The organism is Peribacillus sp. NPDC058002 (assembly GCF_042886655.1).
Taxonomy (GTDB): Bacteria; Bacillota; Bacilli; order Bacillales; family DSM-1321; genus Peribacillus; species Peribacillus aracenensis.
On record NZ_JBHVQU010000084.1, the window covers coordinates 1 to 16,532 of the forward strand.

The following is a 16,532-nucleotide window of genomic DNA, read 5'->3' on the forward strand; positions in this document are numbered from 1 at the left end:
TGCCCTCAAGGCTGCCTAAGTAAATAAAGTGTCTAACTTTTTGGGTTCACTTCAATAATCGAGCGGGCCTTTTTTTGTAATTATCATTGAGTGCTTTCTAATGCTTTATCTGCATCAGATTCACCTTTTGCTCTTTTTTCCTTCAATTTAAAGTAGGCGTCCATTACGTCCCGCCCGATCCGTTTGTTAATATCATCAGAGGGCTTGCCTTGATACACCCATGGCACGACGACGGAGAATGCCACTTCCGGATTATTGTGAGGTGCATAACCTACAAGTGTCAGATTGATAGTCGGGACTGGCTCGCTATATTGATTCCTCCGCGGTCCGTCGTAAAAGGCCTCGGCAGTCCCCGTTTTTGCTGCCGCATGGTAGGGTTTCCCGCCAAAATATTTATATGCCGTCCCGCCTGGCTCCTGGGCGACCTGCCTGAATCCTTCCTGGACACGCTGCATCCAAACGTCTTTCCCGCCCAAATCGTTTAACACTTTGGGACTCATTGTTTTAAAGACGCTGCCCAATTCATTGTGTTCGTTGGATGGATTCCTGATTTCCTTGACCATATGTGGCTCAAGCCTTTTTCCGCCATTTGCTATCGTCGAAACATACTGTGCCAATTGCATTGGTGTATATGTATCATACTGCCCAATCGATAAATCCAGCAGCAATCCATCTGTAGACATGTCGACGCCTTTAAATCCGACTGATTCATTAGGCAAGTCGATGCCGGTACGGACACCCAAGCCGAATTGGGCATAATGATTCCGCATGATTGAATAAGCTTCCCGGTTTATTCCTAACGGCCGGTTAGGGATATAATGACCGCCGGCAATTTTGATTGCCGTCATGAACATAAAGACATTCGACGATTTCTTTAACGCGGTGACATCCGTTACATACCCTAAAGGGCTATAAGATTTTTTTGGCTTGGCACCAGCTAATAAAAGTGGATGGTCATAAAAAGCCGACCCCGGTGAGATGGCTCCTGTCTGAAAGCCGGTATAGACCGTAGCTCCTTTTACAGATGACCCCATCGTATAGGAGGTCGTAATGTTTCCAAGGGCGAAATCGTTCATTTCGGTCAATCCGGTTTTACTGTTGCGGCCGTATTGCCTGCCGGCCATCGTAAGCACCTCGCCTGTATTCGGGTCCATTAAAACGACGAAGGCCCGATCCAATAAGTAGGTATTTCCCCTAGCCTTGGTTTTGCGCAATTCGCTCTCGATGATCTTTTCAACCTGTTGCTGCAGCTCCATATCAATTGTCAGGACCAAGTCTTTTCCGCTTTGCCCTTCAGTCAGGGTATTCGTATTGATGACTTCCCCTTTGCTCAGCACATTTTCAATCCGCGTCTTTTGACCGCGCAGGACATCTTCATATTGTTTTTCGATATAACTTTTTCCGACCCGGTCATTCCTGGTATAGTCTCGTGCAAGATAATAGTCGATATTTTCACTGGGAATGCCTTCTTCGGAAGAAGAGACCTTGCCAAGAACCGAGCGGAGGGTCTCGTCATACTTATAGGTCCTTTCCCAATCCGTCGTTACATCCACGCCTGGCATTTCATCCAAATGTTCGCTGACCCTGGCGAATTCCTTAGTGGTGACATCTTTATTCTTCACGATTGACGGTGCGAGGGCATAGCCGCTATTGAATTCCCGGAAGATGGCGATCACTTCCAATTCATCCTTGGTGAATTCCTTGATATCCTCTTCGGTCACCCGTTCCATTTGAAGTTTGTATAAATCTTTTTGCTCCAATTTCTTTTCGATTACTTTCTTCTTCTCGGCCTTGGTGATCAAGGCATCTGCTTCTTTCGGATGTTTTAAAATCCAAAAATCCTTTTTATCCGGCAGGGTCACCTTTTTGGTATCTTTTTCTATCAAGGTAGCAAGAACCTCTGCAGTCTTCACCATATCGGCCGTTTTCGTATTCGGGTATTTCGTATAGGTGATGGCATTGCGCGGCTCATTATCAACGACCGGATTCAAGTTTCGGTCATACATCTTGCCACGGGGAACGGGGGTATTGGCCACATCGTTTTCCGTTCGGTCCACTTCCCGGAGGTAATCATCCCCATACACGATTTGGACGATGCCAAGCCGGATTATTAAGCTTGAAAATAAAATGAATATTAAAAAAAACATGAAGTTCAGCCGGAAAGGAATTGGGGTTTTATTCTTTTTTTCTTTGGCCATCAGTAACATTCCTTTCTAGTAAAAGTAAAAAATAAGAAAATTCCTATCTCCAATGATATATAAAATTAACTTATTTTTCTATGCTTTATCCGTAAATTTATCTATATTTCCAAAAGAATGTTTTGAAGTTATATAATTCCTAGTAATCTTATAATTAGGAAAATTGCTATAAAGGCCAATGAGTCCGAAGTTGTTTTAATAGATAAAGAGAGGGAGAAGCGGCAAAGCGACCATCATGGAGGAAAGATGTACATATGAGGCGCTTCTGTGAAAAAGAGGAGCTCACAAAGTGAATGAACAATGAATGACTTTAATCTTTGGAATCCATTCACTATGACTTAAGTACCATGAGTAAGCATTAATTTGCTTCATATTTCCTAACGGGAGCTTGAGTCGTGACGCTGATAATCTCTTTGAAATATCCGCATAGCTCAAGCCATTTTTCAGGGTAAATATAGTTGAATCGTTCGATCGTTTCTAGGGAGTGAAGGACCAGGCAATCGATTTGACCCGTTTTTTTACTTTGTAAATTGAATAGAAGCTCATGCGGGATTGTGTAATAAGGGTGAATTTGATACGGATTGAGTATGACCGGGGAAATATTCTTCCCTTCCATATACTTGTCCGTCACGATCTTTTGGATTGCAAAGCTTTCATTCGCATGTAAATCCCTAATTTTGTAATGTGGATTCAATAGTACAATGCCTCTCATTTGCTTCACCCATTCTTTTTGCTAACCATTCTTGCCAAATGGGGGACGGGATATTCAAAGTAAGAGGCTTAATGCTACAAAATGGCTTTCATTCCGTTAAGTGTTTTGAGATGATTGACATTTTCGCTTTTGACTCATCAAAAGGCTGGTAGAGCTCTTTGTGTAAAAGGGATTTTAGCGTGTCATATCTTTTGGCATCGATGATGGGGTTTGTTTTGGCAGGGTGTTTACCCAACAGCTTCTGCAAATATTGGGAGAGCATACAATCACCACGAATGTTTTTCGACCATTATATGCAGAGCCGTCAAGAAAGGGGCGTTGCATTTGCAACGCCCCCAAGGTGATGTCATCTTTTCTTCTTCTTTTCCAGGTACAATAAAATATAATAGACTATCCAGAAAAGAAACACAGGAATGAAGGATAAAAATCTATATTGGACCGGTACGGCAAATAAGATGAAAATGGCTGATAATAAAAAGGGAACCGCCAGGAGTATATATTTTCTCCATTGCATATGCTGAACCTCCTTAGGTTACGACATTCTTATAAGAATAAAGGATTATCCAGCAATAATCTAGAAAAGTCGCAATTGACAAAAATATGCAAACGTAGTAATCTTTAAACACAAGTTAAAAATTTCCATTAATTAATGAAAAAGGAGGCGAACGTCATGACTAAATCAGTTAAGCACAATGATGTCATAATCGAATATCATACGTCCGCCTGCCCTGGGACCTTGTCTTTCTAGACAAGGGATCCGACGTGTTCATTGATCATTTTAAAGCGCAGGTTGTGGAATTTTCGCGGCCTGCGCTTTTATATGTGTTATAACGCATCTAAATAAGCTTCCGCTAATTGGCGGGGGCTTTTTGACATTTGGAATACAGGTGCATTAGCATCCTTTCCATATAAAAGATAGGAGGAATTTTAAAATGAGACGAAAGACATTGGAAGTTTTATTGCAGCCGGGAGATCCAGAAAGCGGTTAGCGAGTGAAAGGTTTGACCAAAAGGGAGGGGAATTCATGTTTGCGATTTTTAAAAAGCTGTCCTGGTTCTTTAAAGAACAGTGGCAGCGTTACACCTTGGCGATTTTATTTCTATGTATAGTGAATATCTTGGAGGTTATCCCGCCAAAACTTGTCGGGAATGCCATCGATGATATGAACAATGGCAGCATGACACAGGAAGGGGTCATGAAATACGTTATTTATTTGCTCATGGTACTGATCGGCAGTTACCTATTTGGTTACTTATGGAGTTTTCTGTTATTCGGCGGCGGAAACTTGGTCGAACGAAAGCTAAGGTCCGGATTTATGGGCCATTTGCTGAAAATGACGCCGAGTTTTTATGAAAAAAACCGTACAGGGGATTTAATGGCAAGGGCAACCAATGATTTAAAGGCAATATCCCTCACAGCTGGTTTCGGGATATTGACGCTCGTTGACGCGGTGCTGTTCACCATTACAGTAGTGGTCATGATGGGAGCCACGATCAGCTGGCAGTTGACGATTGCGGCGGTGCTGCCGCTTCCGATCATGGCAGTGATGATGCAAATTTACGTGAAGAAAATTTACAAACGATTTACGGATGCACAAGCAGCCTTTGGTACTTTAAATGACAAGGTCCTGGAATCCATTTCAGGTGTCCGTGTTATCCGGGCCTATGTCCAGGAACGGGAAGATGAAAAGCGATTTGATGAAATGACAGAGGATGTATATCGAAAAAATCTAGCCGTGGCAAGAATCGACGCCCTCTTTGATCCGACAATCAGCATTATCATCGGCATCAGTTATTTAATCGGGTTGGGCTACGGGGCTTATCTTGTGTTTCAGCAGGCCATAACACTTGGCGGACTTGTTTCGTTCAATGTGTATCTAGGCATGTTAATCTGGCCGATGATAGCGGTGGGTGAACTGATCAATGTCATGCAAAGGGGAAATGCTTCGCTAGATCGTGTTCAGGATACCCTTTCATATGAAGCGGATGTGAAAAATTCATTGGGTCTGAAGAGTATTCAAAAACCTGGAAATATCCAATTCAATTCAGTGCATTTTACATACCCTTCCTCAACGGTTGTGAATCTATCCAATATTTCCGTTCAGCTTGAGCGTGGTCAAACATTGGGGATAGTGGGGAAAACGGGAAGTGGAAAAACGACATTCGTGAAGCAATTGCTGCGGGAATATCCATTAGGAACAGGTGAAATCGCTTTTGCAGGCATGCCGTTGGAGCAACTGAACCTTGAAGATATTCGTAAGTGGATCGGGTACGTTCCACAGGACCATTTTTTATTCTCGAAATCTGTTAGGGAAAACATCTTGTTCGGTAAAATGGATGCAACGGAAGAGGAACTGGATAATGCTATCCGGCTTGCGGATTTTGAGAAGGACTTAATGATGCTGCCCAACCGTCTTGAGACACTCGTCGGTGAGAAGGGTGTCGCCCTATCTGGAGGGCAAAAGCAGAGGATCTCGATTGCCAGGGCACTGATCAAAAATCCGGAAATCCTTATATTGGATGATTCCTTATCCGCTGTAGATGCAAAAACGGAAACGACAATCATCGAAAATATCCAAAATGAACGTGCAGGGAAAACGACGATCATCACAACTCATCGCTTATCAGCCGTTCAGCATGCGGACAGAATTATCGTGTTGGACAGCGGAGAGATCATCGAAGAGGGGACTCATGCGGATTTACTGCAGAAGGATGGCTGGTATAGAGAACAATATGAACGACAGCAGGTTGACGAAGGAACGGAGGTGAAGTCATGAAGGTCGTAAAGAGACTTTTTAATTATGCTGCCCTTTATAAAAAATTGATCATTGGCGCCCTGATCATGCTGGCACTTTCGGTAGCCGCAGATTTAACGGGTCCTTTCGTTGCCAAGAGAATCATCGATTCACATATACTTGGCATTGAATCTACATGGTATGAAGCGGGTAAAGGAAAAGACGCTGTCAAGTATGATGGAAATTGGTATAAACGGGCCGATTACTTTGCAAAAGGTGAGAAGAAAGGCAGGGAAGTCCATATTCTGCAGGTGGGCAATCAATTTGTCTTCGTAAATGAAGCTGTCCCTACCGAGGGGCGCAGAACCTTGGAGAACCAATCGTTGACCATCAAGAAAGATGGGAAAGTGCAACATGCGCAAGCTGTGAAATTGACTAGTCAGGAAATGCTGCGGTTTTACCAACCGGAAATCCCGCGGATCATTAAGCTTGTGGCTTTTTATTTTAGTCTTGTCATCCTTTCCTCCATTTTTCAATATGGGCAGAGTTTTTATTTACAGAAAGCGGCGAACCGAATCATACAGAAGATGCGAAATGATATTTTCACTCATATTTCCCGTCTGCCGATACGTTATTTCGATAATATGCCAGCGGGTAAAGTTGTAGCCAGGGTCACAAATGATACGGAAGCGATTCGGGAATTATATGTAACCGTGCTCGCCAACTTCTTCTCGAGTACGATTAATATCTTCGGGGTACTGATTGCTTTGTATATTCTGGATCCACGAGTCGGTACCATTGGACTTTTACTTATTCCGATCATCGTTATCTGGACGATGGTATACCGCAAATTCGCCTCGAAATATAATCACATCATTCGGGAACGGGTCAGCGATATTAATGGGATGATCAATGAATCCATTTCTGGAATGAGCATCATCCAGGCATTTGGACGTGAAAAGGAGACAAAGCAATCTTTTGAAAATCTGAACCGGGAGCATTATTCCTATCAAAATAAAATGCTCCATTTGAATTCGTTGACGGGTGGAAACTTGATCGGGGTCATTAAGGTTTTGGCGCTAATGGCATTTGTCTGGTATTTCGGCGGGATTTCCCTTACAGCGAGTTCAGCCATTTCTTTAGGGATGATGTATGCAATTGTTGATTTGATCAGCCGCCTGCTTCATCCGCTTCACGGAATCGTCAATCAGTTCGCTAACCTTGAACAGGCACTTGTTGCAGGGGAGCGGGCATTCATTTTATTGGATGAGCAGGGATTGGCAGTCAGTGATGAAAACATGTCCAGATACAAAGGAAATGTGCAATTCGAAAATGTTTCTTTTGGTTATAAAGATAATGAATATGTGTTATGGGACATTTCCTTCTCCGCTAAACAAGGGGAAACGGTCGCTTTAGTTGGCCATACTGGGTCAGGAAAAAGTTCCATAATGAATTTATTGTTCCGTTTTTATGACAGTAGTGAAGGTCAAATCAAAATCGATGGCACGAATATATTGGATATCCCCCATCAGACACTTAGGGAGCATATGGGAATCGTCCTTCAGGATCCCTATTTATTTACTGGCACCATCGCTTCCAATATCAGTCTGAATCATAAAGGCATCACAAGGGAAATGGTTGAAAAATCATTAAGAGATGTAGGGGGGGACAAAGTGCTGAAGCATCTTCCTTTAGGGTTGGATGAACCTGTGATCGAAAAAGGGGGAACATTGTCTTCCGGACAGCGGCAGCTAATCTCTTTTGCACGTGCTCTTGCATTCAATCCGGCGATATTGATTTTGGATGAAGCGACAGCAAGCATCGATACTGAAACAGAGGCAATTATCCAGGAGGGAATGGAAGTGCTGAAAAAAGGGAGAACGACCTTCATCATTGCCCATAGACTTTCCACGATAAAAAATGCCGACCAAATTCTTGTACTGGATAAAGGGCGGATTGCTGAGCAAGGTACACATGAAGAATTAATGGAGTTAAAAGGGAAGTATTATAATATGTATGAACTGCAGGCTGGTCCGCATAAAGGCATGGCTGGCTGAACCAGAATAAGGATGGATAATCAAGACCAAACTATAATGAGGGTGTCGTAATCGGCACCCTCAAGCAAAAATGTTGATAATAGTAATCATTACGTTTAAGATATACCTATACAGACGATGAGGTGATTATAGTGAAACAAGAAATTCATCCAGATTATCGACAAGTGGTATTCATGGATACCAACAGTGGGTATAAATTTTTGACGGGCTCCACGAAAACGTCAAATGAAACGATCGAGTGGGAAGACGGCCAAACGTATCCATTATTAAAAGTGGAAATCAGTTCAGATACGCACCCTTTTTATACCGGAAAGCAGAAGTTTGCTGAAAAAGGCGGACGGGTGGATCGCTTCCTGGATAAATATAATATGAAGAAATGAGAGTCAGGCCATCGGGAAATCGATGGTCTTTTTTTATTACTGGGTTTGAAAAAGAGTTAATAATGATGCTAAGGAAAAGGGTGCCCATAATCATGAGGCACCCATCCTGAAATCATTTTGCAGCAACTGCTTCCCCTTTGGCAATATTAAAGAGGGCTGCATCGAAGTCCTTTATTAAATCGTCCGGATTTTCAAGTCCGACAGAGAGGCGGAGCAAGCTGTTCGTGATGCCTCGCTTTTCCCTTTCATCATCAGGCATGGCTGCATGGGACATTTTGGCTGGGTAAGATAAAATAGATTCGACCGCTCCAAGGCTTACGGCAAAAACAGGGAGCTCGACAGTGTTTACGAAAGAACGGAAGGCTTCCTCACTTTCCAATTCAAATGATAGGACCGCCCCCGCTCCAAGTGACTGGCCTTTCTGGATGGCGTGCTGTGGATGATCGGAAAGGCCGGGATAATACACTTTTTTCACCAATGGCTGTTCCTTTAAGTAGGCTGCAATCTTTTCTGCCCCTTTTTGTGAATGTTCCATTCTAACTGATAAGGTTTTCAAACCTCTCATTACAAGCCAGGCATCCTGGACACCAAGGACCGCTCCAAAGGAGTTTTGGAGCGAACCGAGTCTTGCGGCCAATTCCGGATCTTTCACTACCGCAAGCCCAGCTACCACATCACTATGTCCGGATAAAAACTTCGTCGCGCTATGAAGGACAACATCAGCACCCAGATTCAACGGTTTTTGCAATGCCGGGGTCAAGAATGTGTTATCAACAAAACTTAAGGCACCAGCTTTTTTGGCGATATCACATACGGCTTGAATATCGGTCACTTTAAGTAACGGATTTGAAGGCGTTTCGATATAGATGGCCCTGGTATTTGGCTGAACGGCAGCTTTGACGCTTTCAAGGTCCGTCATGTCCACGAAGGTATGCTCAATATTGAAACGAGTCAATACGCTTGTGACCATCCTGAATGTTCCGCCGTACACATCTTCGGAAATGACGATATGATCCCCGGCAGACAATAGCAGGAAGGCTGTTGAAATGGCAGCCATACCTGAAGAAAAAGCAAAGCCGTGAGTGCCTTCCTCAAGTTCGGCAATGATGTCTTCAAGTGCTTCGCGAGTCGGGTTCCCGCTTCTGCTGTAATCATATTTGCCAAATTGATCGATATCGGATTGATGGAAAGTCGATGCATGCTGAATGGGGACGCTCACACCGCCCGTTGCCGGATCGAATTTATGCTGATTATGAAGTAATTTCGTTTCAAAGCTAAAATCATGACCTGTCATCGTAGCGCCTCCCTTTTTACATGTGCGAATGCTTGCTGCAAGTCCTGAATCAAATCATCGCTATCCTCGATGCCAACGGAGAAGCGGAGCAGACGATTACAAACTCCATTTGCCGTTCTGACTTCAAGCGGTATATCGGCATGCGTTTGTGTGGCAGGATAGGTGATAAAGCTTTCAACCCCTCCAAGGCTTTCTGCAAAGGAAATTAATGAGAGCGATTGTAAAAAGGGGTTGACCGCCGATTCATCAATGATACGGAATGAAATCATGCCGCCTTTGCCGGGATACAATACGTCCGTGACACAATCATGTTCCGACAAGTAATCTACAAGTATTTTGGCATTCTTTTCATGACGCTCCATCCGCAATGCCAAGGTTTTCATTCCACGCATCAATAGCCAAGAATCAAAGGGGCTCAAGACAGCTCCGGTACCATTATGATGGAAGGCTAGTGCATCACATAATTCAGCGCCGCTAGCAACGATCAGTCCGGCGAGCACATCATTATGACCACCGAGATACTTGGTTGCACTGTGAATCACGATATCCGCTCCAAGCAGGATGGGTTGTTGAATAAGAGGCGTGTAAAAAGTATTATCAACGATCAATAGTAAATTATTTTGTTTGGCCAATGCGGCAACAGCGCTAATGTCCGTTTGCTGCATAAGAGGGTTAGTGGGAGTTTCGATGAAGATGGCTTTCGTGTGAGGAGTGATGGCTTTTTCTATATCCTCCAAACAACAAGTGTTTACATAGTCACACTGCAATCCCCATTTTTTAAAACCTTGTTCTAACAGACGATATGTACCACCATAAAGATCTTCGCTGACAATCCAGGCATCACCTGATTTAAAAAGGGCAAGGATAGTGGAAATGGCGGCCATTCCTGAACTGCAGGCATAACCTTGGTCGCCTTTTTCCAGATCGGCGATGGAACGCTCCAATAATTGGCGTGTAGGATTACCTGTCCTTGTGTAGTCGAATCCCGTCGATTGGCCAATTCCTTCATGGCGAAAAGCTGTTGAAAAGTATACTGGCGGATTGACTGTTCCTGTCGCCGTTTCGCTGCGGTTTCCTAATTGAGCAAGATATGTTTCAGTTTTGTACATGGTTTTCACTGCTCCTTTGAGTTATATAAAATAAAAAAAAGTCTTCTTTAAGAAGAAGACTTTGATTAAGTAAGGACGAGTCATTCTTCTTATCTTCCAAGTTCACAAACTTGTGGAATTAGCACCTTTTCATTGGTTTGAAACAAATGAAGGTTGCTGAGGTGTCATCGGGCCATTCCCTCTACCTCTCTCGATAAGAGTTTAGATTATTCAATTTCTTTTGAATTTACTATATATACAAAATACTGTCAAGGACATTTTGGGATGGATAATGCTTGGATGTTCATGTCCAGGTTAATTGGTGCCTAGTGCGACAACACTTTATGTATCTAAAAAAAAGAATATCCGAATCTTCATATAAACACGAAGGGTCATGCAATTTTCGGAAAAAGTGAAAGGTCAGCGGATATTTTTGCTTTAAAATAATAAAGTTTGTACAATGTATGGAGAGAAAGAATAATACGACATTATTCATTTCATATGCAAATTGGTCTCAATGAATAGTGCAAACATAGGAGGAGAACACATGGAATACAGAATCGAACGAGATACGATGGGTGAAGTGAAAGTTCCTGCTGATAAATATTGGGGAGCACAAACCGAGAGAAGCCGTAACAATTTCAAAATCGGTAACGAAAAAATGCCGATTGAATTAGTTCGTGCATTTGCATACGTTAAACAAGCTGCGGCAAAGGTGAACTATGATCTTGGTGATCTTTCGGAAGTTAAAAAGAATGCCATCGTCAAGATTTGCGGCGAAATCCTCGAAGGAACGCTAGATGAGCATTTCCCGCTTGTAGTTTGGCAAACGGGAAGCGGTACGCAAAGTAATATGAACGTGAATGAAGTGGTCGCTAACAAAGGAAATGAATGGTTAAAAGAAAACGGTGAATCGGAAACCCTTCATCCGAATGATGATGTTAACAAGGCACAGAGCTCCAATGATACTTTCCCGACAGCCATGCATATTGCTGCCTTTATGGAAGTCGCTGAAAAATTGGTTCCTGCCATTAAAGCTCTTCGTGATACATTCGATACAAAAGAAAAAGAATTTTGGGATGTCGTGAAAATTGGCCGGACACATCTTCAAGATGCTACACCATTAACATTGGGACAAGAGATTTCCGGCTGGAAAGCGATGCTCGACAAAAATCTAGCGATGATTGAGGAAAGCAGCCAAAAATTATTGAACCTTGCACTAGGAGGAACGGCTGTAGGAACCGGAATCAATACAAAAAAAGAATTCCCGGGACTTTCCGCCAAACAAATTGCAGCTGATACTGGATATCCTTTTGTCACATCTGATAATAAGTTCCATGCATTGACAAGCCATAACGAAATCGTCTACGCACACGGCGCTTTAAAAGCATTGGCAGCGGATTTAATGAAAATTGCGAACGATGTCAGATGGCTGGCAAGTGGTCCAAGAAGCGGAATCGGCGAAATAGCCATTCCGGAAAACGAGCCAGGCAGCTCCATCATGCCAGGTAAAGTCAATCCAACACAAAGTGAAGCGCTTACCATGATTGCAACTCAAATCGTGGGTAACGATGCTACAATTGGCTTTGCAGCAAGCCAAGGTAATTTTGAATTGAATGTATTCAAGCCTGTCATCATCTATAACTTCCTGCAAACGGTAAAATTATTGACGGAAGGCATTCATTCATTCAACGATAATTGTGCGGTGGGCATCACTGCAAATGAGGATAAAATCAAAGAAAATGTAGAACGTTCCCTTATGTTGGTAACAGCATTGAACCCGCATATCGGTTATGAAAAAGCAGCCAAAATCGCCAAAACTGCATTCAAGGACAACTCAACATTGAAAGAAGCTGCGTTGAAATTGGAGTTCCTGACAGAAGATGAATTCAAAGCATGGGTCGATCCTGCTAACATGGTTAATAAATAATTGAATGGAAGTACCCTCCCTTGGTATTAGGGAGGGTGTTTCCATGGGTTAAAATAATGGGATGAACAAATACTGAAATCATAGGTAACGTGAACAGGAGGAAAAACAATGTCTTTATGCCCGCTTTGCAACGGTCTAAGAAAAATTCATGTGAATTGCCCGAAATGCGGCAGTGATCTTGATGATAAAGGGAAATTCATGGACTATGCTGATGATTACAGTGCTTATATGGATATCGACATACTTAAAGAAAACGACGGATACCCTAAATCCCTTCAAAAAGGCCAATGCCCGCATCTCATGAAATGCTCTGAATGCGGACATGATGAAGTGGTGTTGGTCCAGGAATGAATCTATCCTTTTTATTTGAATAAACGTAAAAAGACCCATAATGAATGGGTCTTTTTGCTTTTAATTGGCAGATAACTTCATGCTTTCCTGCATCTGTTCATCTTCTTCCACTAAAATGCGATGTTCAGTCCCTTTGTCAAAAAAGTGTGCTTTATTCATATCGAGGGCAAGTTCGATGTTTTCGCCAGCCTGGATGATATTCTTGGCATCGACGCGTGCGACGAAGTGCTGCCCCTCTAATGTGGAGTAGAGCATGATCTCCGCGCCCATCAGTTCGGCTACATCAATCTGGGTTGTGAATGCAGTGTTAGGGGACTTCGTGAAGTAAGCACCTTCATTATGGAAATCCTCCGGACGGATGCCAAGAATTATATCTTTTCCGACATATCCTTGATCACGCAGCATTTTCATCTTCAATTCAGGTAATTCAAGTGTTTGTTCGCCTATTTTAATAGTGCCTTCTTTTAAGGTTCCAGTAAAGAAGTTCATGGCAGGCGATCCGATAAAGCCGCCGACGAAAACGTTTATCGGTTTCTCATAAACGTCCTTTGGTGCACCGACCTGTTGGATGATACCATCCTTCATTACAACAAGACGTGTCGCCATCGTCATTGCCTCTGTTTGGTCATGCGTGACATATATCGTTGTGGTGTCGAGCCGTTTATGTAGTTTAGCGATTTCCGCACGCATTTGAACCCGTAGCTTTGCGTCGAGATTTGATAATGGCTCATCCATCAAGAAAACTTTTGCGTCCCTTACAATGGCCCGGCCAAGTGCGACACGCTGGCGCTGACCACCTGAAAGGGCTTTAGGTTTCCTGTTTAGCAGCTCTTCAAGTCCAAGAATCCTTGCCGCTTCATTGACTCTTTGCTTGATTTCCGCTTTTGGCGTTTTCCTGAGTTTTAATCCGAATGCCATATTATCATATACGGACATATGAGGATATAAGGCATAGTTCTGGAAAACCATCGCAATATCACGATCTTTAGGGGGGACATCATTGACTCGCTTGCCGTCTATATATAAATCCCCTTGGGAAATGTCTTCAAGTCCGGCAATCATCCTTAATGTCGTCGATTTGCCGCAACCTGAAGGTCCCACAAAAACTATGAATTCCTTATCGGCAACACGAAGGTTGAAGTCTTTAACAGCCGTCACCTTTTTATCATAAATCTTGAATATATGATCCAACACTAGCTCTGCCATGAAAAATCCCCCTTTTAAACTCCTGATTACTTGTACCAATTAACTATAGTCTAAGCTATCGGATTTGAAAAAAGTATGGGCACATTGCACAAAAAAGGGTGATATTACCTGTTTGCGTTGAAAATTAATCATTCAGTAAAAGTATCAAGTATGCAGTAAGGGCATGACGGAAGTTTCTAATGTCGAGACCAGTTCTTTCAGAGAATTTATCGATTCGGTATTGTAAGCTGTTCCGATGTATATAAAGCTGTTTGGAGGCATAGGTGGCATTTGAATTACATTCGATATACGTTTTAATCGTTTTGATCAGTTCTGTATCCTGCTTGGTCTTGCCAAGAATCTCATTGATATACCACTTTGCATCCTTAACGGATGGATCCTTTATTAATGAGTGAGGGATGATGTCTGCCAAATCAGCCACCTTTAGGTCCGGCAGATGCATCTGTGCCAAATCAAAACACTTTTTCTCCTGAGTCCAGTGCTGATGAAGGTCTTGGTTTATAGGGTGAAAGCGCCCGGTAAACATACGGGTCTTTACATAAAAGTCACTTTCAAGCGTGGAAGAAATGGCGATTAGTTGTTTAGTTGATAAAGGTTCTTCTTCGTCCGTTTCAATTAAGACTCCTGCCGTTTCATTTTCCCAGACAATAGCCGCGTCAGATGGAACGAAAGCTAGGAAGGCTTCTTCAAAATCGGAGTTGGAAAAATCAGCATGAGTCAGCTTGAAATGAAGAAATCGAACATTCTCCCAGCTCGTTAAAGGCAATGGTGCATTCGGTTCGGATAAAAAAGTTTTCCATGATGAGTCTGGATGTACATTGAGGTTATTTGGGTTTATGGAAGGAGCAAAAAGCAGTTCCAATAAACGGATTTCTTCGTCTGTGATATCTGAACGGGGAATGCCAAGTAAACTTCTTGAGTCTTCGAACCAAACATAGTCAGAAATTTCATCAGTATCCATTTTATTGGTAAGGGCGCTCGGGAATTTTTGTTTAAGATTTTCAAGCATCATTTCCACCTTCTTTCTCCCTTTCCCTATCATTATAGCGAAAAAGAATAAAGTTCAAAAGAATAGGATATTGCTAATTTTTCCGGGAAGGGATAATCAAAGAAAAGTTGCAAGTTTATTAGGAAAGGGTATTGCGTATGCTTTATGGAATATCGTTAAAAAGAGGAGGGAATCTTATGAAGATATTATTATTGGGCGGTACACGGTTTTTAGGCAGGTATTTAGCAAGAGCCGCGATAGAGAAAGGGCATGAAGTCACACTTTTTAATCGTGGAAGCGATCCTTATGTCTTTCCCGAAATAGAACAGTTAAAAGGGGACCGCGACGGGGATCTGGAAATGTTGAAAGGGAGACAGTGGGATGCAGTCATTGACACATCAGGATCTATCCCTCGAACTGTATCTAAATCTTGCAGATTGCTTCATCAAGTTAAACATTATACATATATTTCAAGCATCTCAGTTTATAGTGATCCAACCGAGCCAGGAGTTGATGAAAATGGAGAGGTTCATACACTAAATGATGATAAAGCGGAAGAGATCACCCGCGGAACGGCTGGACCGATATACGGTGAATATTATGGACCGTTAAAATCATTAAGCGAAAAAGCAGCTGAAAAAGAACTGCCGGGGAAAGTTTTGTCCATTCGTGCGGGGCAAATAGTAGGTCCATATGATTACACTGACCGATTTGTGTACTGGCTTAAAAGAATAGCGGAAGGTGGAGAAATTTTGTCTCCTGGACGCCCTGGACGTCCAATCCAAGTCATCGATGCAAGGGACTTGGCTCAATGGATCATCCAAATGATAGAAAAAGGTATGGCAGGTACATATAATGCCGTTGGACCGGATTACACACTAACTATGGGGCAATTACTTGAAGGCTGCAAACAGGTAACAGGAAGTAATGCTGACTTTACATGGGTATCTGAAAAGTTTTTGGATGACAATAAAGTGGAGCCGTGGGGAGAGATGCCTTTATGGATACCAGAAGAATTCCCTTTTCCGGGAGCTAAGGAACCTCTGAATGGGTTTTTGGCTGTCGATAACAATAAAGCCATTAATAATGGACTAACATTCCGTCCCCTATCAGAAACCCTTGAAGAAATATGGAATTGGGAAAAGGGCCGTCAGGAATCTGTTGTTAGAAAAGCGGGTATCCACAGACAACATGAAAGTGATCTCCTTGGATTATGGAAACAGACAATAGGCTAAAACCTTCTTTTATTTTATTGAAGTACTGAAGGCACATTAAGTGTGCTTGGTGAAAAGGATGATTTAAACAAACAATGTGAAGGAATTAAAAAAACGATGGGGTAAAAACCCCATCGTTTTTTAGTACATGGATCTGCTTGCATGGTTCGTGAGGATTTCAAGGTTTTTCATGGCGGCCGCCACGTTGTCCTTAATGAAAGGCCTGCTCCCAATAAGGGGAAGCAGGCCTCGATTATTTGATCAATCAATTCATCCAGTCTGGTTTTCCGAATCCGGCAAATTTGTCATCGATGACTTTTTCGAACTGGTCGGATTCCACTACTGATTAAATATCCAAGTCTCTTATACAAATCTCAAAG

The 16,532-nt window shown here is 42.6% G+C and carries 13 protein-coding genes and 1 riboswitch; of the genes, 6 read left to right on the forward strand and 7 right to left on the reverse strand.

The window, feature by feature from the left end; genetic code table 11:
• Positions 1-83 precede the first annotated feature (83 nt).
• The 3 genes from ACFVSH_RS15195 to ACFVSH_RS15205 all read right to left on the reverse strand — a co-directional run bounded on the left by ACFVSH_RS15195 (position 84) and on the right by ACFVSH_RS15205 (position 3,424).
• Positions 84-2,198 (reverse strand): peptidoglycan D,D-transpeptidase FtsI family protein, encoded by a 2,115-nt coding sequence (locus ACFVSH_RS15195; RefSeq protein WP_387706671.1) that lies wholly within the window; start codon positions 2,196-2,198, stop codon positions 84-86.
• A gap of 358 nt (positions 2,199-2,556) precedes the next feature.
• Positions 2,557-2,910, reverse strand: coding sequence for a hypothetical protein (locus ACFVSH_RS15200; protein ID WP_387706673.1), 354 nt, complete (start codon positions 2,908-2,910; stop codon positions 2,557-2,559).
• 346 nt (positions 2,911-3,256) lie between these two features.
• Positions 3,257-3,424, reverse strand: a complete 168-nt coding sequence (locus tag ACFVSH_RS15205; RefSeq protein WP_192203600.1) for a hypothetical protein — start codon at positions 3,422-3,424, stop codon at positions 3,257-3,259.
• 510 nt (positions 3,425-3,934) lie between these two features.
• Here ACFVSH_RS15205 and ACFVSH_RS15210 point away from each other — a divergent pair.
• The 3 genes from ACFVSH_RS15210 (at position 3,935) to ACFVSH_RS15220 (ending at position 8,081) form a co-directional block, all read left to right on the forward strand.
• The gene (locus ACFVSH_RS15210; RefSeq protein ID WP_387706675.1) at positions 3,935-5,686 is read left to right on the forward strand and encodes an ABC transporter ATP-binding protein; all 1,752 of its coding nucleotides are present in this window, start codon (positions 3,935-3,937) and stop codon (positions 5,684-5,686) included.
• Positions 5,683-7,701, forward strand: coding sequence for an ABC transporter ATP-binding protein (locus ACFVSH_RS15215; protein WP_387596512.1), 2,019 nt, complete (start codon positions 5,683-5,685; stop codon positions 7,699-7,701). The genes ACFVSH_RS15210 and ACFVSH_RS15215 overlap by 4 nt, the downstream gene beginning before the upstream one ends.
• A gap of 131 nt (positions 7,702-7,832) precedes the next feature.
• Positions 7,833-8,081 carry a type B 50S ribosomal protein L31 gene (locus tag ACFVSH_RS15220; RefSeq protein ID WP_061461980.1) on the forward strand — a complete coding sequence of 83 codons (249 nt, stop codon included), beginning with the start codon at positions 7,833-7,835 and terminating at the stop codon, positions 8,079-8,081.
• A 112-nt stretch (positions 8,082-8,193) separates the two neighbouring features.
• Here ACFVSH_RS15220 and metC read toward each other — a convergent pair whose 3' ends face one another.
• The gene (metC, locus tag ACFVSH_RS15225) at positions 8,194-9,375 is read right to left on the reverse strand and encodes a cystathionine beta-lyase (RefSeq protein WP_387596509.1); all 1,182 of its coding nucleotides are present in this window, start codon (positions 9,373-9,375) and stop codon (positions 8,194-8,196) included.
• Positions 9,372-10,484: a methionine biosynthesis PLP-dependent protein gene (locus tag ACFVSH_RS15230; RefSeq protein WP_387596506.1), complete on the reverse strand. Its 1,113-nt coding sequence runs from the start codon at positions 10,482-10,484 to the stop codon at positions 9,372-9,374. The genes metC and ACFVSH_RS15230 overlap by 4 nt, the downstream gene beginning before the upstream one ends.
• A gap of 86 nt (positions 10,485-10,570) precedes the next feature.
• Positions 10,571-10,684, reverse strand: a riboswitch (SAM riboswitch).
• 326 nt (positions 10,685-11,010) lie between these two features.
• On the opposite strand from ACFVSH_RS15230, the gene fumC reads away from it, so the two are divergent.
• Together fumC and ACFVSH_RS15240 are read left to right on the forward strand one after the other, a co-directional pair.
• Positions 11,011-12,393 carry a class II fumarate hydratase gene (gene fumC / locus ACFVSH_RS15235; RefSeq protein ID WP_387706677.1) on the forward strand — a complete coding sequence of 461 codons (1,383 nt, stop codon included), beginning with the start codon at positions 11,011-11,013 and terminating at the stop codon, positions 12,391-12,393.
• Positions 12,394-12,501: 108 nt separating this feature from the next.
• Positions 12,502-12,744, forward strand: a complete 243-nt coding sequence (locus ACFVSH_RS15240; RefSeq protein ID WP_387596500.1) for a hypothetical protein — start codon at positions 12,502-12,504, stop codon at positions 12,742-12,744.
• Positions 12,745-12,804: 60 nt separating this feature from the next.
• On the opposite strand, the gene ACFVSH_RS15245 is transcribed toward ACFVSH_RS15240, so the two are convergent.
• Both ACFVSH_RS15245 and ACFVSH_RS15250 read right to left on the reverse strand, forming a co-directional pair.
• On the reverse strand, positions 12,805-13,950 hold the full coding sequence (locus ACFVSH_RS15245; protein WP_387706679.1) for an ABC transporter ATP-binding protein: 1,146 nt from the start codon (positions 13,948-13,950) through the stop codon (positions 12,805-12,807).
• A gap of 124 nt (positions 13,951-14,074) precedes the next feature.
• The gene (locus ACFVSH_RS15250) at positions 14,075-14,959 is read right to left on the reverse strand and encodes a PucR family transcriptional regulator (protein ID WP_387706681.1); all 885 of its coding nucleotides are present in this window, start codon (positions 14,957-14,959) and stop codon (positions 14,075-14,077) included.
• A gap of 176 nt (positions 14,960-15,135) precedes the next feature.
• Here ACFVSH_RS15250 and ACFVSH_RS15255 point away from each other — a divergent pair, with 176 nt between their 5' ends.
• Positions 15,136-16,173, forward strand: coding sequence for an NAD-dependent epimerase/dehydratase family protein (locus tag ACFVSH_RS15255; RefSeq protein WP_387706683.1), 1,038 nt, complete (start codon positions 15,136-15,138; stop codon positions 16,171-16,173).
• The last annotated feature ends 359 nt before the right edge of the window (positions 16,174-16,532 follow it).